We start from the raw sequence: 25,182 nt of genomic DNA on the forward strand, positions 1-25,182 counted from the left end.
GCACCGGCTCTGACTTCGTCAGCCCCCGCGTCCGCCCCGCCCGCTGCCGCGGGCATCCCGGGGGATGCGGATCGCGCCGGCCCCTCCCTGTGCGGAAATCGGGGTTAACCCGTACCCCGCCCCTGTCTTTCCCGAATTTTCCGCCGCATCCCGAGCGACTAGACTCTGGCCAAAATAAGGGATCGTGCCGCACCTCAGACCTTGGGCGCGATCCGAACAGAGGAGTAGCACACCATGGATATTCTCTTACTGGACTCCGATCAGGAGCGGCGCAAGCGCCTCCTGGAGGCCATCGACCTGCTGGGCTGCGTGCGGTCGATCCGCCTGTGCGGCACCCTCGCCGAAACCCGCACCATGGCCCGCCACGGCAGTTTCACCGTCGCTCTGGTCGGTCCCGAGGTGCCCGAGCACTCGCTGGCGGCCATCACCTTTCTGCGCGGCCTTTTGCCCTCGACGCTGCTGATCGCCTACGACGGCTTCGATCGCTACGACGCCAGCAAGCAGCAACGCATCCTGGATGCCGGCGCCAATGCCGTCTTCGACATCCGGTTTTCGGCCATGAAGATCGCCATGCTGCTTCGCCCCCTCTTGCAGGGATCGGTGGACGAAATGGAATCTACGGTGCAGTCCGTGGCTGCCTGAGGCAGTCCACACAGCCCCCACGGTTTGGTGTGCTCGGGCGGGTAGGGAACGCGCTTCCCCCCGCCCGGTTTTTTTGCCCCGACGGCGACGGCCGCGCGGAGGCCCGCCGGTCGCCTCACTCGCCCTGGGGCAGGAACCCGGTCAGCGCGTCGGCCTCCTGCGGGCGACCCAAGAGGTAGCCCTGCACAGAATCACAGCCGAGTTCCGTCAGCGCGGCCAGTTGCCTTTCGGTTTCCACCCCTTCGGCCATGGCCGTCATGTCCAGGGAGTGGGCCATGAGGATCACGGTGCGGGCGATTTCCAGATCGTTCACATTGTCCGGATCGTCCAGACCGTGGATGAAGGAGCGGTCAATCTTCAGGGTGGTGAGGGGCAGGCGCGAGAGGCGGGAGAGTGAGGAATAACCGGTGCCGAAGTCGTCCAGACTGCTGGCGATTCCCATGCCCTTGAGTTGCAGCAGGGTCGCGGCGACGGCATCCGGGCTGTGACCCATGGCGCTCTCGGTGACTTCGACGGTGATGGCCTTGGGGGACAGGTCGTAGTAGTGCAGGAGGCGCATGAGGGCCTCGCCGATGCCGGGGCCGTGGATGTGCAAGGGCGAGACGTTGAGCGCCACCGGCGGGGGCAGGCGCCTGACGGCACGCCAGGCCTTGATCTGGCGCATGGCAGCCTGGAAAACCCACTCGGTCAGGGGCAGGATGAGCCCCGATTCCTCGGCCAGGGGAATGAAGCGGCTGGGCGGCACTTCGCCCAGGACCGGTGAGTTCCAGCGCAGGAGCGCTTCCAGGCCGATGAGACTTCTGTCCGGCAGGCTGTACTGAGGCTGAAAGACGAGGCGCAGTTCATTGCCGTCCGAAAGCGCCTGGCGCAGGCCATTGATGAGCCCCAGGCGCTCCGCGGGGGCGCGGCGGATTTCGGCAGAGGAATAGCAATAGGTGTTGCGGCCGCTCTCCTTGGCCCGATACATGGCGGCATCGGCACTTTGCAGCAGCGCCCCGACGTCCTCGCCGTCGGCGGGATAGAAGGCGATGCCCATGCTCGCCGAGACGCGCTGGCTGAACCCCGTGGTGGAGAGCGGCGTATCGAGGGCCTGCCGGCAACGCTCGACCAGGGGCTCGATTTCGCCATCTCCGAGTTCGTCCACCAGGACGACGAATTCGTCGCCCCCCAGACGGGCCACCGTATCCTGCTCCCGCACGGCATGGGTCAGGCGCTCGGCCACGCTGCGCAGGACGTCGTCTCCGTACTCGTGCCCCAGGCTGTCGTTGATGTCCTTGAAATTGTCCAGGTCGATGAAGATGAGCGCAAAGCGGTGCTGATGGCGCTGGGCCCGCACCACCGCCCGCCGCACCCGGTCGTTGAACAGGGCGCGATTGGGGAGCCGGGTCACGAGGTCGTGCATGGCCTGGAATTCCAGATTGCGCCGGGCTTCGCGCAGACTGGTGATGTCGGAGAAGATGGCGACGTAGTTGCACAGATTGCCCTGCTCGTCGCGGATGGCATTGATGGTCAGCCATTCGGTGAAGAGTTGCCCCGCCTTGTTGCGGTTCTCCATCTCGCCCTGCCACAGCCCCGTGCGATTGAGCTGTTCCCACATGGCGCGGTAGAAATCGGCGTCGTTGCGCTCGCTGCGCAGGATACGGGGCGTCTGGCCGACGACTTCCGCCGGGCCGTAGCCGGTGATCTTGGTGAAGGCTTCGTTCACGGTCACGATGCGCTGCTGGGCATCGGTGATCATGACCGCCTCGGCGGCCCCGCTGATAACCCGGGCAGCAAGCCGCAACTGTTCGTCGGCGCGGCGCTTCTCCGTCACGTCCGTGATCTGGATGCACAGGGCGTAAACCTCGCCGGCACTGTCGTTGAGGGGAAAGCGCACCTGGTGCAGCCAGCGGGATCCACGCTGGGTGTCCACCAGTTCTTCGACCTCGACCAGTTCGCTGCGCCGCAGGGCGATGAGTTCCTCGTCCCGGAAGCGCTTGGCCAGGGGTCGCGAGAGTAGCTGAGTATCGCTGCGCCCGGCGCAGTCCTTTTCGCCTTCGGCGAAGAAGTAACTGCGGAACCCGGCATTGGCGTAGAGATACTTGCCCGACACATCCTTGATGGCAATGAGGAAGCGCGTGTGCTCCATGACCGCCCGCAGGCGGCTTTCGCTTTCATTGAGCAGCCGGGTGGCCCGCAGGACCTCGGTCTGTTCCAGGAGGATGACGATGGCCCCGGCCACACGGTCGTCGGGGCCGAAGATCAGGGTGATGCGCAGCAGGTACTCGTGGCCATCGCCGGAGACGTGGACTTCCTTGGGCTGGCGGCGGTCGACCGCCTCCAGCACCAGGGGCCCGAAGGCGGGCATGTCCTTGGGGAGCAGGAGATTGCCGATTTCCGTCCCGAGAATGCCGCGGTGCATCTTGAACTGGACTTCGGCGGCGGCGTTGAAGCGGGTGATGCGCATTTCCGCATCCAGGACGATGATGGGCATGCCCACGTTGTTCTGGATGGACTCCAGATCGGAATTGGTCTTGATGAGGTCGCTGGACTTGACCTGCAACTCCTCGTTGATGGTGAGCAGTTCCTCATTGGTGGACTGGAGCTCTTCGTTGGCGGCTTCCAGCTCTTCGTTGGTGGCCTGCAATTCCTCGTTGGCAGCCTGCACTTCCTCATTGAGGGCCTGCATCTCCTCGTTGGAGGTCTCCAGTTCCTCGACCAGGGTCTGCATGTGCTCCCGGGTGGCGACCAGTTCGTCTTCCAGCTCCTTCTGACCCAAGTCGTGCGGGTCGCCGGATTTCGCCACTTCAGGCGGATCTTCGGAGGGGACGAAGGCCACCAGGTAGAGGCGCTCCCCGCCCTCGACCGAAAGCGGATGGACGTTGAGGCGGATCATGGGCCCGCTCTTGCCCCGCAAGGGCAGGCGACGACGCCCCTCGACGCTGGTCTTCTTCTGCTCCGCCGCCCGCAGCAGAGACTGGGCTTCGACCTTCAACTCTCGTACCAGAAGGCTGGAGAGATCGAGGGAAGGACGGCCGGCCGGAATCTGGAGATAGCTGGAAGCGTCCCCCAGCACATGCTGGATCTGCATGTCGGCATTGACCACCACGCTGGGGGGAACATAGAACTGGCTGGCCGCCTTGACGATGGCCTGCTCCCGGGAAGCAGGCCGGGGACCGGCAGGAGCGGCGACGGACTCGACGGAGGGAAAGGCCGTCGCGCTGTTGCCCGCTGCGGCGGGAAGGCTGCGGACGCCCTCGGCCCGCCGCCGGAAGATGCGCGATTCCTTGGCTTCCGGGACGAAGAGCAAATCCTGCTGGGCGACGCTTTCCGATTTGCCCAGAAAAAGATGGCCGTCGGGCAGCAGCGCGTAATGGAAAAGCGAGAGGATGCGGGCCTGGAGCTGGGGCTGAAGGTAGATCAGCACATTGCGGCAACTGATGAGGTCCAGGCGCAGAAAGGGCGGGTCGAGCACCAGATCCTGGCGGGCGAAGATGACCATGTCGCGGATGGTCTTGGAAATCTCGTAGCGGTCGGCGATGGGGCGGAAGTAGCGCTGCATCACGTCAGGACCGAGTTCGCTGAGCAACGAGGCGCTGTAGACACCGCGCCGGGCGACCTGCATGGCCTCCATGTCGACATCGGTGGCGAAAATCTGCACCCGGTACTGGTCGAAACTGCCGCCCAGGAGCTTGTGCAACTGGATGGCGATACTGTAGGCCTCCTCCCCGGTGGCGCAGCCGGGAACCCAGACCCGCACTTCGTCCCCCGGCTCCTTGCGGCGCAGGAGCCTGCGCTGCACTTCTTCGAGGGCCTGGAAAGGTTCCCGGTCGCGGAAGAAGGAGGTGACGGAGATGAGAATGTCCCGCGCCAGCCGCTCCAGCTCATCCGGGTGCTCGTCGACGAATTCCAGGTAGCTGTCCAGGCTGCTCTTGCGATTGGCAAACAGGCGGCGCTCGACGCGGCGCCACAGGGTGGATTCCTTGTAACCGGAGAAATCGAGCTTGGTGCGCGTGCGGACCTTGGCCAACAGCCGCTTGAGGGCCGTGAGAGGGAGTTCCTGGATGTCGGTGGTGGGCAGCACCGGCCGGGCCTCGGCCAGCCGGGCAAGCTCGGCGGCAATTTCCTCGGGGCTCTGGATCCAGTCGACACAGCCGGTGTCGATGGCCGACTGGGGCATGCCGTCGTAGCGGGCGGTCTTGGGATCCTGGGCAAAACTGAAGCCCCCCGACGCCTTGATGGCCCGGATGCCGCTGGAGCCATCGGACCCTGTGCCCGAAAGAATGATGCCGATGGCGTCTTCCTTGCGTTCCTCGGCCAGGGAAGAAAGGAAGAGATTGACCGAGGGTTTGGGGCTGATTTCCCGGGGCGACTGGATGAGTTGCAGGATGCCGTCCCGCAGCACGACGTTGCGGTTGGGGGGGGTGATGTAGATGGTGTCCGGCACCGGCGCCTGACCGTCCACCGCCTCGATGACCGGCAGTTCGGTTTCCCGGGCGAGCAACTGCGGCAGCATGCTCTTGTAGGAGGGCGACAGATGCTGCACCACCACGTAGGACATCCCGGCGCCCTTCCTGAGGTTGGACACCAGGGCGGTCAGGGCTTCCAGCCCCCCCGCCGAGGCGCCGATGCCGACGACGTAGTGGTGGTGGTGGCCGGCGCTCTTCTCGCCGGGCGCTGCAGGTAAGGAGAGCGGAGCCTGAACGGCATCCGGGGTGGCTTTTGTCGTCTTGCTGCCAGGGCGTCTGGGCATGGTGGCGTGGCCTCTAAGCGATGGCGTGCATTGTAGTGTTCCCGCGCGCGAATACCGAACTGCCCCGGCAGTTTACGCCAGACGATGCGCGGTTCGAAGACCGCCGCCGGCGGAAGCCGACCGTCTGCTTCCCGCGCAATTCGGGAGTCCCGGACAAGGCAAAGGCGACGAACCCCAAATGCATGGCGGCCGGATGATAACCCGCAGCGCTGCAAGGAAACAGCGCAAGGCGGCTGGGGTATACCCCGACTGTCCACGCCCCCCGGCGGCGAAGGCACATCGCGCGGGACGGCGTGCGTTCGCGGGCGGTTTGCGGTAGCCTTCCGCCCTTCCCCCACAGTATTTCCAAGGAGTTTTCGTGGAAAAGGATTTGCGCGAAGCCGCGCTCGAGTACCATCGCCTGCCCACCCCCGGCAAGATTTCCGTGCGCCCGACCAAGGGCCTCACCAACCAGCGCGACCTTGCCCTGGCCTATTCCCCCGGCGTCGCCGCGGCCTGCGACGCCATCGTCGAAGACCCGACCAGCGCCGCCGAATTGACCAGCCGGGCCAACCTGGTGGGCGTCGTCACCAACGGCACCGCCGTCCTCGGCCTGGGCAACATCGGCCCCCTGGCCGCCAAGCCGGTGATGGAGGGCAAGGGTTGCCTGTTCAAGAAATTCGCCGGCATCGACGTTTTCGACATCGAACTGGCCGAGAACGACCCCGACAAGCTGATCGACATGATCGCCGCCCTGGAGCCGACCCTGGGCGGGGTGAATCTGGAGGACATCAAGGCGCCGGAGTGCTTCTACATCGAGAAGAAGCTCAAGGAGCGCATGAACATCCCCGTCTTCCACGACGATCAGCATGGCACGGCGATCATTTCCGCCGCCGCCATGCTCAATGGCCTGAAGGTGATCGGCAAGGCCATTGCCGACATCAAGGTGGTCTGCTCCGGCGCGGGAGCCGCGGCCATTTCCTGCCTGGATCTCTGGTGCCAATTGGGCGTCAGGCGCGAAAACGTTCTGGTCTGTGATTCGAAGGGGGTCATCTACGTCGGCCGGGAGGCCAACATGGAAGCCAACAAGGCGCGCTACGCCCGCGACACCTCGGCCCGCACCCTGGGCGAGGCCATCGTCGGCGCCGACGTCTTCCTGGGACTGTCCACCGCCGGGGTGCTCAAGCCCGAAATGGTGAGCGCCATGGCCCCCAGCCCCATGGTCTTCGCCCTCTCGAATCCGATTCCGGAAATCATGCCTGAACTGGCCAAGGCCGCCCGGCCCGACGCCATCATCGCCACCGGGCGCTCGGACTATGCCAATCAGGTCAATAACGTCCTCTGCTTCCCTTTCATCTTCCGCGGTGCCCTGGATGTGGGCGCCACCCGCATCACCGAGGAGATGAAGATGGCCAGCGTGCGCGCCATCGCCGAACTGGCCGAGGCCGAGGTGAGCGACGAGGTCGCCATGGCCTACCCCGGCGAAGAGTTGGCCTTCGGCCGTGACTACCTGATCCCCAAGCCCTTCGACCCCCGCCTGATCGTCAAGATCGCCCCCGCCGTCGCCCAGGCGGCCATGGATTCGGGCGTCGCCACGCGGCCCATTGCCGATTTCGACGCCTACCGCGCCAAGCTGTCGGAATTCGTCTATCACACCGGCGCCGGCATGCGGGTCATCTACAGCGCCGCCCGCAAGGCCCGGGGCAAGCGCATCGTTTACGCTGAAGGCGAGGACGAGCGGGTGCTGCGCGCAGCCCAGATCGTCATCGAGGAGAACATGGCGCGGCCCATCCTCATCGGCCGTCCGCCCGTCATCCAGCATCGGCTCGAAAAGGCCCAGTTGCGCATCCGTGCCGGCGTCGACTTCGACGTGGTGAATCCCGATTCCGACGAGCGCTACCGCGAGTGCTGGACGGCCTACCATCAACTCCTCGTCCGCCGCGGCGTCACGCCCGCCATCGCCAAGAAGGCCCTGCGCCGCAATACCACGGTGATCGGCGCCATGCTGCTGCGCCTGGGCCACGCCGACGGGCTGATCTGCGGCGTGGACGGCCAGTACGGCGAGCACCTCAGGGTGGTGGAAGAAGTGATTGGCAAGCGCGCAGGCGGCAGCATCCTGGCGGCCATGAACTACCTCATGCTGCCGGGCCGCTCGCTGTTCATCAGCGACACCCATGTCAACGAGTGCCCCAGCGCAGAGGAAATCGCCGAAATCGCCCTGATGGGCGCAGAGCAGGTCAAGCGCTTCGGCATCCATCCCAAGATCGCTCTCCTGTCCCACTCCAACTACGGCTCGGGCCAGTCGGCCTCGGCACGCAAGATGAGCGCCGCCACGGCCCTGGTGGCAGAAAGGGTGAAGGATGACATCGAGGTGGACGGCGAAATGCACGGCGACTCGGCGCTGTCGGAGGAGATCCGCAGCGTCGCCAATCCCGGCTCCCAGATGAAGGGCGAGGCCAACCTGCTGGTGATGCCCAATATCGACGCCGCCAACATCGCCTACAACCTGCTCAAGATCACCGGCGGAGAGGGGGTCACCATCGGCCCCATCCTGCTCGGCGCCGCCCGGCCGGTACACGTCATGACCGCGACCTGCACGGTACGCCGGCTGGTCAATATGTCGGCCCTGGCGGTGGTCGAATCCCTGGAGCACTGAGAGGCTGTGGAAATCCGATACACCCCTGCTTTTCGCGCCCAATTGCGCAGGCTCTGAGCGAGGCCGCCCCCCGGGGCGGCTTCGTGCTTTAATGCAGACACAATCACAACACCCGGAGACAACCATGCCCGATGCTCAATACCGCCTGGTCACCCGCAGCGACTTCGATGGACTGGTCTGCGCCGTCCTCCTGAAGGAACTCGACCTCATCGACGACATCAAGTTCGTCCACCCGAAGGACATGCAGGACGGCAAGATCGCCATCGGCGCGCGGGACATCACGACCAACCTGCCCTACGTCGCCAGCGCCCACCTGGCCTTCGATCACCACCTGTCGGAGACGGTGCGCAACACCGGCGAGCGCAGCAACCACATCATCGACGCCAACGCGCCCTCGGCGGCGCGGGTGGTCTATGACTACTACGGCGGCAAGAAGGCTTTCCCGCGGGTTTCAGACGCCATGATGGACGCCGTGGACAAGGCGGATTCAGCCCAGTTCACCCGGGACGAAATTCTCGATCCCCAGGGCTGGGTGCTGCTCAATTACCTGATGGACGCCCGCACCGGCCTGGGACGCTTCCGGGATTTCCGCATCAGCAACTACGCCCTGATGATGGATCTCATCACCTACTGCCGCGACCACGGCATCGAGGACATCCTGGCCCTGCCCGACGTGCGGGAACGCGTCGAGCTTTACCTGGAGCACGCCGAAAAGGCCAAGGAGCAGATCCAGCGGTGCACCACGGTGCGGGGCAATCTGGTCATCCTCGACTTGCGGCGCGAGGAAACCATCTGGGCCACCAACCGCTTCATGATTTACGCCCTCTTCCCCCAGTGCAACATCTCCATCCACATCCTGTGGGGCGTGCAGCAACAGAACACGGTCTTTGCCACCGGCAAGTCCATTCTCGACCGTTCCAGCCGCACCAATGTGGGTGAATTGATGTTGCAGTACGGCGGCGGCGGCCACCAGGCCGCTGGCACCTGCCAGGTGGATAACGACCGGGCGGAAGCGGTCCTGGCCGAACTGACGACACGCATCAACGCCGACGGCTGACGCGCCGCCCGACCACCCCCGGCAGCTTGTGCCCGGGGTGGCCTTGGGCGACACTAAGGACACCCAGGCCTTTCAGGAACACGTCATGGCTCGTCTCCAGCTTCCCCCGCCGGCCCCTGCGCCGGCGCTGCTCTTTTCGGATTCCGCCGGAGCCCGGGACTGGATCGCCGGCCAGCCGCTGGTGACCCCCGAGCAGATGGGCGACCTCCTGGGACAGATTCGGGCCGTGGACGCCGATGCCTCCCTCGCCCTGGGCGAACGCTTTCTCATCCTGGCCGTGCTGCGTTCGGCGGTCATCCGGGCCCAGAGCGGCCTGGAGGCCCGCTATACCCACAAGGCGCTGCCGCCGGGAAGCGACGCCGCAGAATCTTTCGCGCTCTCGCGGGATCTCTGGCGTGCCCTGTCCATCGCCCATCTGCGCATGGTCCCCGGCCTGCCTCCCAACAAGGCCGTCGTTCCGCTGCACCGGGCCGCGGTTACCCTGCGCCTGGAACATTTCGCCCACGTCCTGGCCCGGCACGACATTCCCGCCGCCCTCAACCGCCTGCTCTACGACGTCCTGACCTCCGCCGAAGCGTTCTCGGTTCTGCGCACCCCGGTCAGCGACCCGGATTTCGACTACCTGGGCGAATCCGTCCTGGCCGGGCACGTCGCCTGGGCTTGGCTGCTGGCGGCGGTCGACCCCTACGGACTCAGCCTGCCCCAATTGACCGTCGCCAATCGCGCCTTTTCGCGCTGGAAGGATCTGGCGGGATTCCAGGGCATGCAGGACGACGATCCCAAGGCGCGCATCATCGCCCTGCACAGCCTGCTGCCCGGCGTTCCGCTGGCCGAAGACGGTCCGCGCTGGATCGAGACGCGTGCGGTGGTGCGCAAGATTCGCCGCCGCGTCGAGGCGCTGGAGGGGGGCGAATCGCCGGAATCCCTCAAGCTCGGTCGCGACCTCGCCGCCCCCGCCTGCATCGATCTCCTGCGTCGGCTCGATCTCGGCCTCAAGAAGTCGGGCATCGGCGGCTTCCCGGAGTCCCGCCCGGTCACCCTGGCCTTCGGGCCCGAAAATGTCTACGTGGCCCTGGAGCGGCGGCCCCTCAATCCCTCCGGCCTCGATGCCGGCAGCTCGGCCAAGAACCATGAGCGCATGGCCATCTTCGGTTTCGACAATGTCGCCAACCTGAATGGCGCGGTCGCCCGCGCCGAGGTGGCCGGCGAAACCTGGCAACTGGCCGGCGACCGCGTGGTGCGCCTCCCCGGGGGAGCCTCCCGCCACCAGCCTCCCTGCCTCGTCGCCCTTGCGGCAGACAATCCCGCCGCCGTGCAGATCGGCGTCCTGCATAGCCTCAAGCTGACTGAGGATGGCTGCCTGAGCGGTGCTATCCGCTGGTATCCCGAGCAGGCCTTGGCCGCGCGACTGCGACGGGCGGGCCCCATGGCCGCCAAGGCTCCCCGGGTATCGGCCTTCGTGCTGCCGGACGAGACCTCCGGCACCTTCAGCCTCATCCTGCCCCCCACCGCCGGGGTGCGCAGCGATTCGGCCATCGCCCTGGACGACTCCCCCGTAGAACACGTGCGGGTCGGAGAAGTGCTCGAGCGGGGCAGCGATTTCGTGCGCTACGCCTGCCAGACCAACTGATTGCCGTAGCCGTCCGGTCTTGTTAGCACTCGTGCTAAACGAGTGCTAAAATAAGTTCGAGTCCTTTACCGAGACCCAATCGGCCATGTCCCTTTCCCTGGCGCTTCCCATCCCTGCCGCGGTCGGCAATATCGATGCCTTCATCGCCACCGCAAACCGCTACCCCATGCTTTCGGAAGCGGAGGAGTTCGCCCTCGCCCGCCGCCTGCGGGATGAAGGGGATGTGGACGCGGCGCGGCAATTGGTGTTGAGCCATCTGCGTCTGGTCATTTCCATCGCCCGCGGCTACCTGGGCTACGGGCTGCCCCACGCCGACCTCATTCAGGAAGGCAATATCGGTCTGATGAAGGCCGTGAAGCGCTTCGACCCGGATCGGGGCGTGCGTCTGGTTTCCTTTGCCATGCACTGGATCAAGGCGGAGATTCACGAATACATCCTGAAGAATTGGCGCCTGGTCAAAGTGGCCACCACCAAGGCCCAGAGGAAGCTGTTCTTCAACCTCCGCAGCCTCAAGAGCGACTACGAGGGCAGCGACACCCTGACGGCCACCCAGGCCGGCGAGGTCGCCCGGCGTCTCGACGTCAAGGCGGAAGAAGTCGTCGAGATGGAGACCCGTCTTGCGGGGCGCGATCTGGCCCTGGAAGGCTCCCCCGACGATGGCGAGGACACCTTCGCCCCCATCGACTATCTGGCCGATAGCCGCTACGAACCTACCCGGGTGATCGAAGGCAAGGCCGTCGCGCTCCTGGAGAGCGAGGGCCTCGCATCAGCCCTCGCGGCCCTGGACTCCCGCAGCCGGCGCATCGTCGAGGCCCGCTGGCTGCACGACGGCGATGCCGCCACCCTGCACGAACTGGCTGACGAGTTCCAGGTCTCCGCCGAACGCATCCGGCAGATCGAGGTCAAGGCCCTGCAGAAAATGAAGGGCGTCCTTTCTCTCAGCGCCCCGCCAGCAGCAGCCTGATATCCGCCACCACATCCGGAACGGGTGCGCCGTCCCGCACGTAGAGCCGCAAGCGCCCCGCCGGGTCGAAGACGTAGCTGCCCGCCGAATGGTCCAGAACGTAGCCCAGACCGCCCCCCACCTCTTTCACCACGCTGTGGACCAGAAATTCCTTGGCCACGGCGGCTGTCTGCGCCGCATCGCCGTAGAGCCCGAGAAAAGAGGGGTGAAACCAGGGCACGAAGGCCTTGAGCCGGGCAGCATCGTCCCGCTGCGGATCCAGGGTCACGAAAAGCACCTGCACCTTTTCCGCCTCCGCGCCCAGGGCCTGCATCGCCTCGGCGTAGCGGGCCAAGGTTCCGGGACAGATGTCAGGGCACGAGGTATAGCCGAAGAAAAGCACCACGGCCTTGCCACGAAAATCCTCCAGGCTGCGGGACCGCCCCTCGTGGTCGGTGAGCGCCAGAGACTTTCCGAAACTGGCCCCGCTGATGTCGGTCGCCTTGAAGGCCGGCGGTTCGGGCTGGCACCCCGCCAGCCCGAGGAGCAGAAAAGAGAGCAATACAAAACGGAGCATGGGAAATTTCCAGGAACTTTTTTGGGAACTTAGTGTCAGCAACTGACTCACAAGATCAATTAAAGTTCTCACAAGGGGAGGGAACAACAAATGGCGGGATATGCCATGGATCATCACGCGACCGTTCGCTGGGCCACCCGCCCCGGCGGCTCCGCAGCCGGCAAGGACATCGCGGCGCCATTGTTCCTGGCGGCCCTGGCGGTTTGCAGCCTGATCGCTATCGGCTTCTCCCTTCTGGGCGCCTGGCCGGTGCTGCCTTTCGCCGGCCTTGAACTGGGCGCCCTCGGCTTTGCCCTCGCCTATTTCCGCCGCCACAGCGCCGACCACGAAAAAATCGTTCGCGACGAGCACCGTCTGGTCGTCGAACGCCGCTCCGGATCCCGTCTAGAAACCGTCGAACTCAACCCCCGCTGGGCGCGCCTGCGTCTGGACACGCCGCCGGGGGGCGGCGCGGGGCGTTTGCTCATCGGCTCCCATGGCCGTGAGATCGAGCTCGCGCGGGGTTTGGACGAGGCACAGAAGCGAGCGCTCGCCGCAGAACTGAAAAAGACGCTCGCGCTATAAGCATCTCAGGTAGGTCCATCCAACGGAGGGTTAGTTGAAAGTGTTTGCACGTCATTTACGCAGGCTGCCGCCCTGGCTGCTTGCCTTGCCGGCCATTTGCCGGGCGGATTATTCCTGGAACTTCCCCGAGCCGGTCACCCCGATCGCCCGGGATACCTTGAAGATCCACAACGAGTTCATGCTCATCATCACGGCGCTGTTCGTGGTGGTCTTCGCCATCATGATCTATTCCATGGTGAAGCACCGGAAGAGCATCGGCCACCAGCCGGCCAAGTTCACCGGCCCCAAGGGCGGCCTGCAGTGGTTCTGGGCGATTTTTCCCTTCGGCATCCTGCTCTTCATCGACTTCATCCTCATGGGCATTCCGGCGGTGCACGCCATCATCGACATGGAGGACACCAAGACCAAGGCCGACATGGTGCTCAAGGTCACCGGCATGCAGTGGAAGTGGCAGTATGAATACCCGGATTCCGGGGTGAAATTCATCAGCACCATGTCCACACCGCGGGAGCAGATCGGCAATGCCGAGCAGAAGGGCGAGCACTACCTGCTGGAGGTCGACAACCCGGTGGTCCTGCCGGTGGGCAAGAAGGTACGGGTTCTGCTGACCTCCACCGACGTCATCCACACCTGGTGGGTGCCCCAATTCGGGGTCAAGCGCGACGCCATTCCCGGTTTCCTGCGCGAAACCTGGGTCAAGATCGAGAAGCCCGGCATCTACCGCGGCCAGTGCGCCGAACTGTGCGGCAAGGATCACGGCTTCATGCCCGTAGTGGTCCATGCCGTGCCGGAGACCGAATACCTGGCCTGGCTGGACAAGAAGAAGACCGAGTCGGCCGCAGCCGCTGGCGCGGCAGACCGGACCTGGAGCAAGGACGAACTGATCGCCCACGGCAAACCGGTCTACGAGAAGAATTGCGCCGTGTGCCACCAGGCCGACGGCAAGGGCATTCCCAATGCCTTCCCGGCCCTCTCCGGCAGCAAGCTGTGCAACAGCGAGTGGCTCTCCAAGGACGGCAAGCTGATTCCCGACAGCCACGTGGACCGGGTGATGAACGGCAAGGCCAACACGGCCATGCAGGCCTTCAAGGGCACCCTGTCCGATACCGACATCGCCGCCGTCATCACCTACGAGCGGAACAGTTTCGGCAACACCATGGGCGACATGATCCAACCCGCCCAGATCAAGGCCTTGCGCTAGGAGACGAGACATGAGCATCGCCACCACCCATCCCGCGGAACACCACGGCGAACACCACCCCAGCGGCATCCTGCGCTGGCTGACGACGACGAACCACAAGGACATCGGCACGATGTACCTGACCTTCGCCCTCATCATGTTCTTCGTCGGCGGCATCATGATCCTGGCCGTGCGGGCCGAGCTGTTCTCGCCCGGTCTGCAACTGATGAAGCCGGAATTCTTCAACCAGCTGATCGGGGTTCACGCCCTGGTGATGATCTTCGCCGCCCTCATGCCGGCGGCGACGGGCTTCGCCAACTGGCAGCTTCCGCTCATGATCGGCGCCCCCGACATGGCCCTGCCCCGACTCAACAACTGGGGCTTCTGGCTGCTGCCGCCGGCCGCCATCCTGCTCACCCTGCCCTTCACCCTGGCCCTTTTCGGCATCGGTGACGGGGCCATCGCCACGGGCTGGACCTTCTACGCGCCCCTCTCGGTGCAGGGCGGCATCGGCGTCGATTTCGCCATCTTCGCCGTGCATATCCTGGGCGTCAGCTCGATCATGGGGTCGATCAACATCATCGTCACCATCTTCAACCTGCGCGCCCCGGGCATGACCATGATGAAGCTGCCCCTCTTCGCCTGGGGCTGGCTGATCACGGCCTTCCTGCTCATCGCCACCATCCCGGTGCTGGCCGGCGCGGTCACCATGCTGCTCACCGACCGCCACTTCGGCACCCACTTCTTCGATGCGGCGGGCGGCGGCGACCCCATCCTCTTCCAGCACCTGTTCTGGTTCTTCGGCCACCCCGAGGTCTACATCCTGCTGTTGCCGGTGTGGGGTCTCATGCCGCACGTGCTATCCACCTTCAGCCGCAAGCCCACCTACGGCTACAAGGCCCAGGTCTATAGCTTCATCGCTATCGGCGTGCTGTCAGTGATCGTCTGGGCCCACCACTTCTTCACCGTGGGCATGCCGGTGCCGGCGCTGATCTACTTCATGTTCAGCACCATGTCGATCTCCCTGCCCCTGGCCGTGCTGTTCTTCTGCTGGGTCGCCACCATGTGGCGCGGTGCCATGAGTTTCGAGACGCCCATGCTCTTCGCCCAGGGTTTCATCGTCCTCTTCGGCATGGCCGGCCTCACCGGCCTGGTGCTGGCCGACGTGGCGGCGGACGCCCAGTACCACCACAGCTACTTCGTGGTGGCTCACTTCCATTACGCCCTCTTCGCCGGCGGCATCATGGGGGTGATGACCGGGGTCTATTACTGGCTGCCCAAGTGGACCGGCCACATGTACAGCGAAACCCTGGGCAAGTGGCATTTCTGGCTGACGGTGGTGTCCTTCAACCTGACCTTCATCCCGCAGTTCTTCCTCGGTCTGGCCGGCATGCCGCGGCGCATTCCCGATTACGCCCTGCAATTCTCGGAATTCAACGCCATCTCGACGGTGGGCGCTTTCATCCTGGGCCTCAGCCAGTTGCTCTTCGCCTACAACATCTGGCGTTGCGTGAAGGGTGGCCCCAAGGCCGAAGGCCGCGTCTGGGAAGGTGCCGAGGGCCTGGAATGGGAGCTGCCCTCGCCGCCGCCGCACCATAGCTGGGAAACCCAGCCGGTGGTGAAGTGATGGAAGCCACCCTCACCCCCGCCGAAATGGCCCGCCGCCAGGCCGCCGCCCGCCGGACGGCCTGGGCCCTGGGTGCGGCCGCTCTGGCCCTGTACCTGATCGGCTTTCTGATCCAGCGCTAGCATGGAATCCGTGCATCCCGCCCCTCCCAACCACGGCCGCCTGGTCGGCCGCCTGGTGTTGGTGGTGGCTGCCGCCTTCGCCTTCGGCTTCGCCCTGGTGCCGCTCTACGACGTGCTGTGCGAAGCCACCGGCTTCAACGGCAAGACGGGGGATCGGCGGGTGGTACGCGAAGGCATCGGGGTCGGCGGCCTGGTGGCCTCCTCCGCCGCGCCGTCGCGGGTGGTCACCGGCCGCACGGTGACGGTGGAATTCACCGGAACGGTCATGCCCGGTCTGCCCTGGGACATGCGCCCCCTGACGCTGTCCCTCGACCTCCACCCGGGCGAGCTCCAACAGGTCAAGTACCTGGTGCGCAACACCTCCGACCGCACCATCGTCGGCCAGGCGGTGCCCAGCGTGACGCCGGGTCAAGCGGCCCAGCACTTCGAGAAGCTGGACTGCTTCTGCTTCGCCCAGCAGACCTTTGCCCCCGGCGAAGCGCGGGAACTGCCGCTGACCTTCATCGTCAAGCCCGAACTGGACGAAGACATCCGTCACATCACGCTTTCTTACGCATTTTTCAGCGTCGACGCCCCGCGTGCGGCGCCCAACAATATTCGGGAGGCCCAATGAGTTCTACCGCAGCACACCCCGCCCACGACCACCACTATTTCGTTCCGCAGCCTTCGCTCTACCCCTTCATCCTCGCCACCGGCATGTTCCTGCTGGCCCTGGGCTTCATCCTCAAGATGAACACCTACGCGCTGGGCCCCTGGGTCATGCTGGGGGGCGCGGCGGTCATCATCTACGTGCTCTTCGGCTGGTTCGGCAAAGTGATCGCCGAATCCCAGAGCGGCGCCTACCGGGACTGGGAGGACAAGAGCTTCCGCTACGGCATGATCTGGTTCATCGCTTCCGAGGTCATGTTCTTTGCCGCCTTCTTCGGCGCCCTCTACTACATGCGCATCCTCTCCGTGCCTGAATTGGGCAACATGGTGGCCGAACACGGCGTCACCCTGTACCCGGACTTCACTGGCGCCTGGCCCTCCAGCGGCCCCAAGGGGCCGCAATTCACCCCCATGGGCGCCTGGGGCATCCCGGCCATCAACACCGCCCTGCTGCTCTCCTCGGGCGTGACGGTGACCTGGGCCCACTGGGCGCTGCTCAAGGACAACCGGGCACAGCTCGTCCTGGGCCTCCTCGCCACCGTGGTTCTGGGCTTCACCTTCCTCGGCTTCCAGGCCTACGAATACCACCACGCCTACAGCGAACTCGGCCTGACCCTGGGCGCCGGTGCCTACGGGGCCACCTTCTACATGCTCACCGGCTTCCACGGCTTCCACGTGACCCTGGGCGCCATCATGCTGACCGTGATCCTGCTGCGCTCCATGAAGGGCCATTTCGATTCCAAGCGCCACTTCGCCTTTGAAGGCGTCGCCTGGTACTGGCACTTCGTCGATGTGGTGTGGTTGCTGCTCTTCGTCTTCGTCTACTGGCTGTAACCCGGGATCAAACCCAACCTCAGCCCCAACAAGAGAAGCAGAAAAACCGTGACCGAAAGCCCGATCCGCAGCGTCAGCGCCCGCACCGTGCGGGTGCCGGCGCCGCGGTCGCGGTACAGATAGAAGAGTCCGGAAAACAGGCTGCCGACTATGGCCAACAGCATCAACACCACCAACAGCTTGAACATGGCGACTTCTCCGGAGGGTAGAACCAAGCCCGAGTATGCCCGGCCTGTCGGTGCCGGAGCAATGACCGGCCGGCGGAGCATCCTCATCTGGGGTGGACTGCTGACGGCCGTGCTGGTTTCCCTGTTCGTCAATCTTGGCCTGTGGCAGTGGAACAAATACGACGTCAAGAGCCGCCTCCAGGCCGATCTGGATACCCGCAGCCAGGGCGCCCTGGTGACCCTGCCGGCTGCCCCCGCCGACGCCGAGGCCCTGCGTCACCGGCATTTCGTCGCCCACGGCGAATACGACGCCACGCGCCAGGTACTGATCGACAACCGGGTCCATGAAGACCGCGCCGGTTACCACGTCCTCACCCCCCTGCGGCTCGCCGGCAGCGAACTGTACGTCCTGGTGAACCGGGGCTGGGTGCCGGCCCTTGCCGATCACCAGCAACTCCCGCCGGCGCCGGTTCCCCCTGGGAGCGTCGAGATCACCGGCATCGCCGTCGTCCCCGGCAACCGCTTCTTCACCCTCGGCGAACCGCAAGCCTCTGATGCCTGGGAGCCGGTCTGGCAGAACCCGGACCTGGAGCGTTTCCGCCGGGCCGTGCCCTACCCGCTGCACCCGGTCATCCTCCAGCTCGACCCCGCGGCAGCCGACGGTTTCGTCCGCGCCTGGCCCCGTCCCGACGAACGCGCCGACAAGCATCTTTCCTACGCCCTGCAATGGTTCGGTTTCGCCGCCAGTACCGTCGGCATCTGGGCCTGGTTTCTTTTCCGCCGCCGCCCATGACCGCCGTGACCGCCCCCGCCGAACCCACCCCCGCGCAAATCGCCGCCGGCCGCCGCACCCTGCTGCTGGCCACCGGGGCGCTCATGCTGCCCTTCGTCCTCGGCGCCGGCCTCTACCTTACCGGCTGGCGCCCCGGCCAGACCGGCAACCGGGGCGAGCTGCTGCAACCTCCCGTGCCCTTCCCCGCCGAACAATTCGTGGGTGAGAGCGGCAAGCCCCTGGCCCCCGCCGACCTGGCCGGCAAGTGGACCCTGGTCCTGGCCGGCCACGGCGCCTGTGGGGCCGCCTGCACCGGGCGCATCGACGAGATGCGCCGCGTCCAGGTGTCCCTCAACAAGGAGATGGGGCGTCTGCGCCGCCTGGTGCTGAGCGACGATGCGTCCCAGCCCGCCCTCGCCGCCGCCCGCGCCGCCCAGCCGGACCTGCTCGTCGCCGCCCGCACCGATCCCTGGCCCGCGCCCTTTGCCGCCGGGCCGGACTACCGCCTCTACGTCATCGACCCTCAGGGCAACCTGATGCTGCGCTACGCCCCGGACGCCCCCGGCCAGGACGTGCGCAAAGACCTCGAACGCCTGCTCAAATTCGCCTGGACCGGATAGGAAATCCCATGCACACCGCCATCGCCCAACCGCTGACCCTGGTCCAGCGCCTCAAGGCCTTCTCCCACCTGTGCAAGCCTCGGGTGAACAGCCTCATCGTGTTCACCGCCATGATCGGCATGTTCCTGGCGACGCCGGGATTCCCGCCGCTTCTGCGCTTCCTGGTCGCCTCCCTGGGCATCGCCCTGGTGGCCTTTTCCGCCGCCGCCCTCAACTGCCTGGTCGAACGCACCGTGGACGCCCGCATGGCCCGCACCAGTTGGCGCGCCACCGCCCGGGGCGAGCTTTCCGCTCTGGAAACCATCACTCTGGCCACGCTCCTGGGCGCCGCCGGCCTCTGGCTCCTGCACAGCTTCATCAACGACCTCACCATGTGGCTCACCCTGGCCACCTTCCTCGGTTACGCGGTCATCTACACCCTGGTCCTGAAGCCGGCTACGCCCATGAACATCGTCATCGGCGGCGCTTCCGGTGCCATGCCGCCCCTCCTGGGGTGGACGGCCATGACCGGCCAGATTTCGCCGGAACCCCTGGTGCTCTTCCTCATCATCTTCCTGTGGACGCCGCCCCACTTCTGGTCCCTGGCCTGCTACCGCCGCGACGACTACGCCAAGGCCGGCCTGCCCATGCTTCCTGTCACCCACGGCGTCGAATTCACCTGCCAGCACGTCCTGCTCTATACCGTCATGCTGGCCGCGGCGAGCCTCATCCCCGTCTCCCTGGGCATGAGTGGCTGGTTCTATCTGGCGGCCATCGCCCTGCTGGACGTCGGCTTCCTGGCCTACGCCATCGCCCTCTGCCGGCGTTACAGCGACGAATTGGCCAAGAAGACCTTCCGCTACTCCATCCTCTACCTGACCCTGCTCTTCGCGGCCCTCTTCGCCGACCGCCTGATCGCCTGATGGATTTGCGCCGCCGCCTCATCCTCATCGCCGCCTGTCTGGCCTTCGCCGTCGTCGCCCTGGGCGCTTACGTGCGCCTGTCCGACGCCGGCCTCGGCTGCCCCGACTGGCCCGGCTGCTACGGCCATCTGGTAGGCGTTCCCGACGAAGCCCACGAGCAGGCCGTCGCCGTCCAGGCCTTCCCCGGCAAGCCCGTCGAACCCGCCAAGGCGTGGAAGGAAATGGTCCATCGCTACTTCGCCGGCACCCTGGGCCTCCTGATTCTGGGCATTTGCGCCCTCTCCTGGCGCAAGGCCGCGCGGGCGGTGCGCTCCCCGGTCCTGCCGACAGCCCTGCTGCTCATCGTGGCTTTCCAGGCCCTGCTGGGCATGTGGACGGTCACCCTGCTCCTGAAACCGATGGTGGTCACGGCCCACCTGCTGGGGGGCATGACCACCCTCGCCCTCCTCGTCGCCCTGGCCCTCGGCGAACGGCGCCAAGCGGCGCCCCCCGTTCCCGCGGGAATCAAGCCCCTGGCGCTCCTGGCCCTCCTGGTCGTCGTCGGGCAAATCGCCCTCGGCGGCTGGGTGAGCAGCAATTACGCCGCCCTGGCCTGCCCCGATTTCCCCACCTGCCACGGCGCCTGGCTGCCGCCAGCGGATTTCGCCAACGCCTTCACCCTGCACCGGGAACTGGGGCAAACCGCGAGCGGCGCCCTGCTCTCCCTGGAGGCCTTGACCGCCATCCACTGGAGCCATCGCCTCGGCGCCCTGGCGCTGACCGTTCTGGTCGGCCTGCTGGGATTCCGGCTCGTCAGCGCCCCGGGATGGTCCGTCTGGGGCAAGGGTTTGCTCGGATTGCTGACGCTACAGCTCGGCCTGGGCATCGCCAACGTCCTGCTCTCCCTGCCCCTGCCTCTGGCCGTGGCCCACAACCTGGGGGCGGCGGCACTGCTCACGGCCACCCTGGCCCTCAATCTGCGGCTGGCCGGTGCTCATTCCCGGATGCAGGCGGCCCGTGCCGTTCCGATCACCGGATTCGCGCGCCGGTAGTTGCTGCTCAACTGGTGCAAGGCCCCCTGGAGGGCAGGGCCCGGCGGCCCTGGGCCGCTCATCGCAGGCCCGGCCTGCGTGAGATGAGCGCGTCGAACACCTTTTCCAGCCCCGGATGAACGCCCCGCAATCCGGCCACAACCCGTTCAGCCCAATCGAAATACGCCTGCTTGCGCTCGGCGGGCCAATCTGCGGGCGGTGAGTTCAACAGATCCCGCAGGTTGCTGATCTTGTCGGCAAGCTTGACCAGTTGCGCCGAGGGCGAGGCGGTGGCGGCGTGGACAACCTGCAACTGCTTGCGTTCGGCCTTCTGCAAGGACTTGTCGTCGGTCACTTCCAGCACGATGTCGCAGACCCGCCCGCCAAAAGCGTCGCGAAGCTCATCCGCCGTGGTTTCGGTGTCCTCGAGGGTGTCGTGGAGCAAGGCTGCGCAGAGCACATCCGGATCGGTGACGCCGCCCTCGGCGGCGAGCACGCTGGCCACGGCAATGGGGTGATTGACATAGGGTGAAGCTTCAGCGTCCTTGCGACGTTGGTTCCTGTGCCTTTCCGCCGCAAAGAGCGCCGCGCGCAATACTTTGGAAACCTCTGTGCTCATGAGTCTCACCTCCCGCAGTCATCCACAAACCTTGCCCGCCCCGCGCTACCCCCACCGCTTCCCCGGTGGCGCCACTGCGCCTGGCGTACCGAGTAGTCCGTCAGACAGGTTCAGCAATGTTCGGCACGCCCCGCATCCCCGCTCGTCGCTCATCCTCGCCATAGCTTCGGCTATGGCTGCGGTTCGCTTCGCGCGATCAAGGCGCGGACGCGCGCCTCGGCATCGACGTAAACCTATCTGACTGACCACTAGCCCGCCAGACGTTCGAGGATTTTCCCGTGGATGCCACCAAAACCGCCGTTGCTCATGACGAGAATCTGGTCACCCGAGCGGGCCTCGGCGACGATGCGCGCCACCAGGCGGTCGAGGTCGTCTTCCACCACCGCCTTGGCCCCCAGGGGGGCCAAGGCCTCGGCGGCGTCCCAGCCCAGCTTGGCGCCGTAACAGAAGACGGCGTCGGCGTCGGTCAAGCTACCGGGGAGGGCGGACTTCATCACCCCCAGCTTCATGGTGTTGGAGCGCGGTTCCAGCACGGCCAGGATGCGCGCCCGGCCCACCTTGCGGCGCAGACCGGCGACGGTTGTGGCGATGGCCGTGGGGTGGTGGGCAAAATCGTCGTAGACCGTGACGCCCCTTACTTCACCCCGGACCTCCATGCGGCGCTTGACGTTCACAAAGCGGGAAAGCGCCTCCAATCCCTTGTCGAGGGGCACCCCCACATGGCGGGCGGCGAGCAGGGCGGCGCAGGCGTTGGCCCGGTTATGGTCGCCGGTGAGGGTCCAGGTGCTGCGCCCGATTTCGCCTTCGCCATCAGACAGGAGGAGCGCCCCGTCCGCATCATCGCCGCCGGTGCGGTAGCCCTCGGGGTCGTTGAACCACTCCACGGGGGTCCAGCAGCCCCGGGCCAGCACACGTTTCAAGCTCTCCTCGGCAGCGTTGGCGACAATCAGGCCGGAAGGCGGCAGAGTCCGCACCAGATGATGGAATTGCGTCTCTATGGCGGCGAGATCGGCGAAGATATCCGCATGATCGAACTCCAGGTTGTTCAACACCACGGTGCGCGGCCGGTAATGGATGAACTTGGAACGCTTGTCGCAGAAGGCGGTGTCGTATTCGTCGGCCTCGATGACGAAGAAGGGCGTGCCGCCCAGCCGGGCAGAGACGCCGAAGTTCATGGGCACACCGCCGATGAGGAAGCCCGGGTCCATGCCCGCGTCCTCCAGAATCCAGGCCAGCATCGAACTGGTGGTGGTCTTGCCGTGGGTACCCCCCACCCCCAGCACCCAGCGTCCCTGCAGCACGTTTTCCGCCAGCCACTGCGGGCCGGAAACGTAGCTCAGGCCCTGGTCGAGAACGGCCTCCAAAAGCGCATTGCCGCGGGAAATGGCGTTGCCGACGACGAAGACATCCGGTTTGAGCGCCAACTGATCGACGCCGTAACCTTCGATGAGATCGACGCCCGCCCCCCGCAACTGGTCGCTCATGGGCGGATAGACGTTGGCGTCGCAGCCGGTGACGCGGTGGCCGGCAGCCCGGGCCAGTTGGGCGATGCCGCCCATGAAGGTGCCGCAGATACCGAGAATATGAATGTGCATGTCGGGAAAGGCCATTAGAATGGCCCGGATTCTACTCGACGGAGCGCATCCATGCCCCGCCACGATTCACCCCGTCAGGCCTCTGGCGCCAGAGCCAGCATTGCGGCCGCGGCCGCCCGCCTCATGGCCGAAGACGGCATCACCGACTTCCACCTTGCCAAGAAGAAGGCCGCCCGGCAATTGGGGCTACCCGATAACACCGCTTTTCCCGACAACGCCGAGGTCGAGGAAGAACTCCGGGCCTACCGCAGCCTTTACCAGGACGAAGAACACACCGAACTGCTGCATGGCCTGCGGGAAACCGCCCTGGATCTCATGGAACTCCTGGCCGACTACCGCCCCTATCTGACCGGTTCCGTCCTCGACGGCACCGCTGGCCCCCACTCCCGCATCGACATCCTGCTCTTCGCCGACAGCGCCAAGGAGGTGGAAATCTTCCTCCTCAACCACGGCATCGACTACGACCATGCCGAGCCCCGCAACGAGAAGGCAGAAGCCGTGCTGGTCGTGGGCACCGAGGTGGCGGATGCCAATCTGATCGTTTTCCCCCCCTCCTTCGAGCGCATGAGTTTCAAGACCCGCGACGGACGCCCCCGGCCGCGCGCCCGGGCCGACGAGCTTGCGGTCTTGCTGGGCGGTTCCGCAGCGTGATTTCGCGGCGCGCCTTCCTCACCCTCGGCATTCCGCTGGCCCTGGGGGGTGGTCTGGCGGGCGTTCTCGTGGCACGCCGCCGCCGGGGCCAGCCCGAGGCGAGCCCTGATGCCGCCGCCTTGTTGGCGGCCCAGACCTTTATGGATATGGAAGGCCGCCCCATCCGCATCGCCGACTGGCGGGGCCACCCGGTGCTGGTCAATTTCTGGGCCACCTGGTGCCCGCCTTGCCTGGAAGAAATCCCCGGATTCACCCGGGTGCAGGGGCGCCACCCCGAGGCGAAAATCCTGGGCATCGCCCTTGATCGTGTGGAAAACGTCCGGCAAATGGCGGGTAAATTGGCGATAAATTACCCCCTGGCCGCGGGCGGGACCGAGACCACCGCACTGCTCAAGGCCCTGGGCAATCCGGGCAAGGCCCTCCCCTTCACCGTAGCCCTCGACCCCTCCGGAAACTTGCGCAAGCGGCGCCTGGGAATCCTGAGCGAGCAGGAGGCCGAGACCTGGCTCCTGGGGCTGGCAAACCCCTGAGCGGCCCCGCGGCCACTGGACAAATTGCTGCGATTTGCGGCAAACTTGCTGCCATGAAGAGGGAAAAAAGCGATTCCAAGAAGGCGCAGAACAAGCGGATCCTGGTCCTCCACGGCCCGAATCTCAACCTGCTCGGCACCCGCGAACCCCAACACTACGGTGCCGCCACCCTGAGCGACATCAATCGGGCCCTGGCCCGTCGCGCCGAGTTGGCCGGGATCGATCTGGAAACCTTCCAGAGCAATCACGAGGGCGCTCTGATCGAATGCATCCACGCAGCCCGGGAGCAAGGCGTCCGGGCCATCATCATCAACCCCGCTGCCTACACCCATACCAGCGTCGCCCTGCGGGACGCCCTGGCAGCCGTGGCGATTCCCTTCGTCGAGGTGCACCTGTCCAACGTGCACGCCCGCGAGCCGTTCCGCCACCACTCCTATTTTTCCGACCTGGCCGTGGGCGTCATCTGCGGCCTCGGCCACCAGGGCTATCTGCTCGCCCTGGAGTATCTGCTCAACACGCTCGACAGCGACTGACCGCAGGGCGGCAGTCTTGGCGTCACCATCACGCTTGAGGGGAACCCCATGGATTTGCGCAAATTGAAAAAACTCATCGACCTCGTCCAGGAGTCCGGCATTTCGGAACTCGAGGTGACGGAAGGCGAAGAAAAAGTCCGCATCGCCAAGCATTACGGAGCCGCCCCCGCCCCGGTCCAGCACTACCTTCCGGCCGGCATGCCCGCCGTCGCGGGCACTCCGGCGGCCCCGTCCGGTTCGGTCGATCTGGACGATGAAGACGACCTGGAAGACGGCCATGTGGTCAAGGCGCCCATGGTGGGCACTTTCTACCGCGCCCCGTCGCCGGGGGCCGATCCCCTCGTCGAGGTGGGTCAATCGGTGAAGCAGGGCGATACCCTGTGCATCATCGAGGCCATGAAGCTCCTCAATGAAATCGAGGCCGACGTTTCCGGCACCGTCAAAGCCATCCTGGTGGAAAACGGCCAGCCGGTCGAATTCGGCGAGCCCCTGTTCGTCATCGGCTGACGGGCCGAGCGATGTTCGAGAAGATTCTCATTGCCGACAGGGGCGACCAGCCGCCCCTCGGCGGCGTAGCGGCGAAGCCAAATCG

At 65.7% G+C, this 25,182-nt stretch carries 23 protein-coding genes; 18 read left to right on the plus strand and 5 right to left on the minus strand.

All coding sequences use genetic code 11. The features are described from left to right. Nucleotides 1–234: 234 nt before the first annotated feature. Nucleotides 235–642, plus strand: a complete 408-nt coding sequence (locus IPM73_14975; GenBank protein MBK8919305.1) for a hypothetical protein — start codon at nt 235–237, stop codon at nt 640–642. A gap of 115 nt (nt 643–757) precedes the next feature. On the opposite strand, the gene IPM73_14980 is transcribed toward IPM73_14975, so the two are convergent. Next, a complete protein-coding gene (locus IPM73_14980; protein MBK8919306.1) occupies nt 758–5,374 on the minus strand; it encodes an EAL domain-containing protein in 4,617 nt (1,538 codons plus the stop codon). Between the two features lie 358 nt (nt 5,375–5,732). Here IPM73_14980 and IPM73_14985 point away from each other — a divergent pair, with 358 nt between their 5' ends. From IPM73_14985 to rpoH, 4 genes are all read left to right on the plus strand, one after another. Next, nucleotides 5,733–8,009, plus strand: coding sequence for an NADP-dependent malic enzyme (locus IPM73_14985; GenBank protein ID MBK8919307.1), 2,277 nt, complete (start codon nt 5,733–5,735; stop codon nt 8,007–8,009). Between the two features lie 124 nt (nt 8,010–8,133). Continuing rightward, entirely contained in the window at nt 8,134–9,066 is a 933-nt protein-coding gene (locus IPM73_14990; GenBank protein ID MBK8919308.1) for an exopolyphosphatase, read from the plus strand. A gap of 43 nt (nt 9,067–9,109) precedes the next feature. After that, the gene (locus IPM73_14995) at nt 9,110–10,696 is read left to right on the plus strand and encodes a hypothetical protein (GenBank protein ID MBK8919309.1); all 1,587 of its coding nucleotides are present in this window, start codon (nt 9,110–9,112) and stop codon (nt 10,694–10,696) included. A gap of 85 nt (nt 10,697–10,781) precedes the next feature. Continuing rightward, on the plus strand, nt 10,782–11,660 hold the full coding sequence (rpoH, locus tag IPM73_15000) for an RNA polymerase sigma factor RpoH (GenBank protein MBK8919310.1): 879 nt from the start codon (nt 10,782–10,784) through the stop codon (nt 11,658–11,660). Here the strand turns inward: rpoH and IPM73_15005 are convergent. Next, entirely contained in the window at nt 11,635–12,216 is a 582-nt protein-coding gene (locus IPM73_15005) for an SCO family protein (protein ID MBK8919311.1), read from the minus strand. The two genes, rpoH and IPM73_15005, sit on opposite strands and share 26 nt — an antisense overlap. A gap of 105 nt (nt 12,217–12,321) precedes the next feature. Between IPM73_15005 and IPM73_15010 the strand changes: the two genes are divergently transcribed. From IPM73_15010 to IPM73_15030, 5 genes are all read left to right on the plus strand, one after another. Further along, nucleotides 12,322–12,780 (plus strand): DUF2244 domain-containing protein, encoded by a 459-nt coding sequence (locus IPM73_15010; protein MBK8919312.1) that lies wholly within the window; start codon nt 12,322–12,324, stop codon nt 12,778–12,780. A 40-nt stretch (nt 12,781–12,820) separates the two neighbouring features. Then, a complete protein-coding gene (coxB, locus tag IPM73_15015; GenBank protein MBK8919313.1) occupies nt 12,821–13,981 on the plus strand; it encodes a cytochrome c oxidase subunit II in 1,161 nt (386 codons plus the stop codon). A 10-nt stretch (nt 13,982–13,991) separates the two neighbouring features. After that, nucleotides 13,992–15,587 carry a cytochrome c oxidase subunit I gene (gene ctaD / locus IPM73_15020; GenBank protein MBK8919314.1) on the plus strand — a complete coding sequence of 532 codons (1,596 nt, stop codon included), beginning with the start codon at nt 13,992–13,994 and terminating at the stop codon, nt 15,585–15,587. Nucleotides 15,588–15,710: 123 nt separating this feature from the next. Further along, on the plus strand, nt 15,711–16,322 hold the full coding sequence (locus IPM73_15025) for a cytochrome c oxidase assembly protein (GenBank protein MBK8919315.1): 612 nt from the start codon (nt 15,711–15,713) through the stop codon (nt 16,320–16,322). Beyond that, nucleotides 16,319–17,191, plus strand: a complete 873-nt coding sequence (locus IPM73_15030) for a cytochrome c oxidase subunit 3 (GenBank protein ID MBK8919316.1) — start codon at nt 16,319–16,321, stop codon at nt 17,189–17,191. Before IPM73_15025 ends, IPM73_15030 begins: the two co-directional genes overlap by 4 nt. On the opposite strand, the gene IPM73_15035 is transcribed toward IPM73_15030, so the two are convergent. Further along, a complete protein-coding gene (locus IPM73_15035) occupies nt 17,179–17,379 on the minus strand; it encodes a twin transmembrane helix small protein (protein MBK8919317.1) in 201 nt (66 codons plus the stop codon). The genes IPM73_15030 and IPM73_15035 overlap by 13 nt on opposite strands. Before the next feature lie 79 nt (nt 17,380–17,458). On the opposite strand from IPM73_15035, the gene IPM73_15040 reads away from it, so the two are divergent. Genes IPM73_15040 through IPM73_15055 form a run of 4 tightly spaced genes read left to right on the plus strand, consistent with a single transcriptional unit; the run spans nt 17,459 to nt 20,683 of the window. Continuing rightward, the gene (locus IPM73_15040; protein ID MBK8919318.1) at nt 17,459–18,151 is read left to right on the plus strand and encodes an SURF1 family protein; all 693 of its coding nucleotides are present in this window, start codon (nt 17,459–17,461) and stop codon (nt 18,149–18,151) included. Then, the gene (locus tag IPM73_15045; GenBank protein ID MBK8919319.1) at nt 18,148–18,750 is read left to right on the plus strand and encodes a hypothetical protein; all 603 of its coding nucleotides are present in this window, start codon (nt 18,148–18,150) and stop codon (nt 18,748–18,750) included. The genes IPM73_15040 and IPM73_15045 overlap by 4 nt, the downstream gene beginning before the upstream one ends. Before the next feature lie 8 nt (nt 18,751–18,758). Beyond that, a complete protein-coding gene (locus tag IPM73_15050; protein ID MBK8919320.1) occupies nt 18,759–19,652 on the plus strand; it encodes a protoheme IX farnesyltransferase in 894 nt (297 codons plus the stop codon). Next, nucleotides 19,652–20,683: a COX15/CtaA family protein gene (locus IPM73_15055; GenBank protein ID MBK8919321.1), complete on the plus strand. Its 1,032-nt coding sequence runs from the start codon at nt 19,652–19,654 to the stop codon at nt 20,681–20,683. Before IPM73_15050 ends, IPM73_15055 begins: the two co-directional genes overlap by 1 nt. Before the next feature lie 58 nt (nt 20,684–20,741). Here the strand turns inward: IPM73_15055 and IPM73_15060 are convergent, their stop codons facing one another. After that, nucleotides 20,742–21,281 carry a bifunctional (p)ppGpp synthetase/guanosine-3',5'-bis(diphosphate) 3'-pyrophosphohydrolase gene (locus IPM73_15060; GenBank protein MBK8919322.1) on the minus strand — a complete coding sequence of 180 codons (540 nt, stop codon included), beginning with the start codon at nt 21,279–21,281 and terminating at the stop codon, nt 20,742–20,744. 248 nt (nt 21,282–21,529) lie between these two features. Then, complete coding sequence (mpl, locus tag IPM73_15065) at nt 21,530–22,876, minus strand: UDP-N-acetylmuramate:L-alanyl-gamma-D-glutamyl-meso-diaminopimelate ligase (GenBank protein ID MBK8919323.1); 1,347 nt, start codon at nt 22,874–22,876, stop codon at nt 21,530–21,532. A 51-nt stretch (nt 22,877–22,927) separates the two neighbouring features. Between mpl and IPM73_15070 the strand changes: the two genes are divergently transcribed. From IPM73_15070 to IPM73_15085, 4 genes are read left to right on the plus strand one after another with little or no spacing between them, the layout of a single operon-like run. Continuing rightward, nucleotides 22,928–23,527 carry a hypothetical protein gene (locus IPM73_15070; protein ID MBK8919324.1) on the plus strand — a complete coding sequence of 200 codons (600 nt, stop codon included), beginning with the start codon at nt 22,928–22,930 and terminating at the stop codon, nt 23,525–23,527. Then, complete coding sequence (locus IPM73_15075; GenBank protein ID MBK8919325.1) at nt 23,524–24,057, plus strand: redoxin domain-containing protein; 534 nt, start codon at nt 23,524–23,526, stop codon at nt 24,055–24,057. Before IPM73_15070 ends, IPM73_15075 begins: the two co-directional genes overlap by 4 nt. Nucleotides 24,058–24,110: 53 nt before the next feature. Beyond that, entirely contained in the window at nt 24,111–24,590 is a 480-nt protein-coding gene (gene aroQ, locus IPM73_15080; GenBank protein MBK8919326.1) for a type II 3-dehydroquinate dehydratase, read from the plus strand. Nucleotides 24,591–24,638: 48 nt separating this feature from the next. Continuing rightward, nucleotides 24,639–25,097 (plus strand): acetyl-CoA carboxylase biotin carboxyl carrier protein, encoded by a 459-nt coding sequence (locus tag IPM73_15085; GenBank protein MBK8919327.1) that lies wholly within the window; start codon nt 24,639–24,641, stop codon nt 25,095–25,097. The last annotated feature ends 85 nt before the right edge of the window (nt 25,098–25,182 follow it).

The organism is Betaproteobacteria bacterium (assembly GCA_016720065.1).
Taxonomy (GTDB): domain Bacteria; phylum Pseudomonadota; class Gammaproteobacteria; order Burkholderiales; family Rhodocyclaceae; genus SSSZ01.

Bases quoted from the DNA above. Each gene is read 5' to 3' on its own strand.
- IPM73_14975 (MBK8919305.1), top strand. From the start codon at position 235: ATGGATATTCTCTTACTGGACTCCGATCAGGAGCGGCGCAAGCGCCTC.
- IPM73_14980 (MBK8919306.1), bottom strand. From the start codon at position 5,374: ATGCCCAGACGCCCTGGCAGCAAGACGACAAAAGCCACCCCGGATGCC.
- IPM73_14990 (MBK8919308.1), top strand. From the start codon at position 8,134: ATGCCCGATGCTCAATACCGCCTGGTCACCCGCAGCGACTTCGATGGA.
- rpoH (MBK8919310.1), top strand. From the start codon at position 10,782: ATGTCCCTTTCCCTGGCGCTTCCCATCCCTGCCGCGGTCGGCAATATC.
- IPM73_15005 (MBK8919311.1), bottom strand. From the start codon at position 12,216: ATGCTCCGTTTTGTATTGCTCTCTTTTCTGCTCCTCGGGCTGGCGGGG.
- IPM73_15010 (MBK8919312.1), top strand. From the start codon at position 12,322: ATGGATCATCACGCGACCGTTCGCTGGGCCACCCGCCCCGGCGGCTCC.
- ctaD (MBK8919314.1), top strand. From the start codon at position 13,992: ATGAGCATCGCCACCACCCATCCCGCGGAACACCACGGCGAACACCAC.
- IPM73_15025 (MBK8919315.1), top strand. From the start codon at position 15,711: ATGGAATCCGTGCATCCCGCCCCTCCCAACCACGGCCGCCTGGTCGGC.
- IPM73_15030 (MBK8919316.1), top strand. From the start codon at position 16,319: ATGAGTTCTACCGCAGCACACCCCGCCCACGACCACCACTATTTCGTT.
- IPM73_15035 (MBK8919317.1), bottom strand. From the start codon at position 17,379: ATGTTCAAGCTGTTGGTGGTGTTGATGCTGTTGGCCATAGTCGGCAGC.
- IPM73_15045 (MBK8919319.1), top strand. From the start codon at position 18,148: ATGACCGCCGTGACCGCCCCCGCCGAACCCACCCCCGCGCAAATCGCC.
- IPM73_15050 (MBK8919320.1), top strand. From the start codon at position 18,759: ATGCACACCGCCATCGCCCAACCGCTGACCCTGGTCCAGCGCCTCAAG.
- IPM73_15055 (MBK8919321.1), top strand. From the start codon at position 19,652: ATGGATTTGCGCCGCCGCCTCATCCTCATCGCCGCCTGTCTGGCCTTC.
- IPM73_15060 (MBK8919322.1), bottom strand. From the start codon at position 21,281: ATGAGCACAGAGGTTTCCAAAGTATTGCGCGCGGCGCTCTTTGCGGCG.
- mpl (MBK8919323.1), bottom strand. From the start codon at position 22,876: ATGCACATTCATATTCTCGGTATCTGCGGCACCTTCATGGGCGGCATC.
- IPM73_15070 (MBK8919324.1), top strand. From the start codon at position 22,928: ATGCCCCGCCACGATTCACCCCGTCAGGCCTCTGGCGCCAGAGCCAGC.
- aroQ (MBK8919326.1), top strand. From the start codon at position 24,111: ATGAAGAGGGAAAAAAGCGATTCCAAGAAGGCGCAGAACAAGCGGATC.
- IPM73_15085 (MBK8919327.1), top strand. From the start codon at position 24,639: ATGGATTTGCGCAAATTGAAAAAACTCATCGACCTCGTCCAGGAGTCC.